Genomic DNA, 780 nt, shown 5'->3' on the forward strand with positions numbered 1-780 from the left:
ACTATATGGCGTTCGTGATCAGCTCATGCAGGTACAGCGCGATCGTTGTGCCGGCGTCCCGGCTAGGCTGCCGTCGACAGTATCTACACCGGGCTGATGTTGCGGGGAACCGACGAGTGGAACGAGGTTTTCGTCAAAGAGAAGGCGAGCAATTTCGTCACAAGCCTCATGACATCGTTCACATACGATCGGGTCTAAAGCGCTGTAGCGCCCGCGAATAACCTCGGCGGCCTGTTTTCTGTCTGACGAGAATATTGCGCGTGCCAGCGCCATTGTTTTCGGACCAGGAGTGTTGAGGGATGTGGTCCGCGAGCCGAGTGTTCTCCATCCAACCCATGGCCTGAGCGTAATCCAATCCCCGATCCGTCACCCGGACGGTCTGTTGAGCTAACACCATGTAGCAAATGGGATTTACGCTCGAAACTGCCAAAAAAATTGTCGTGAAATGCGTTGACTTGCTGATCGGAAGCTTTCAAATAAATAGCGGGCGAGAGGGCTTTCAATGCACAATCACGGTCCGGCCACCCCCGATCACGGCTCGATGGCTGACATTATTCGCAACCACGACTGGGCAAGCACCAGTCTCGGACCGATGTCGTCGTGGCCGCCCCAATTGAAGTGTGCGGTTGACATTGCCATTCCGTCGGGTGCCCAGATCGTCATGTTTTGCGGTCATGATTTCACTGCCATCTATAATGATGCCTACGCCCCATCGATCGGGACTAAGCACCCCACGGCGCTGGGGCGACCGGCGAAGGAAAACTGGGCCGAGCTTTGGGA

General features: G+C 55.8%; 1 pseudogene. It reads left to right on the plus strand.

Going from position 1 to position 780, the window contains the following annotated elements:
* Positions 1 to 502 precede the first annotated feature (502 nt).
* A pseudogene (locus tag AB4Z23_RS27405) lies at positions 503 to 780 on the plus strand (histidine kinase); the annotation flags it as partial.

Origin of the sequence: Agrobacterium sp. MCAB5 (assembly GCF_052114365.1) — a bacterium.
GTDB lineage: Bacteria > Pseudomonadota > Alphaproteobacteria > Rhizobiales > Rhizobiaceae > Agrobacterium > Agrobacterium tumefaciens.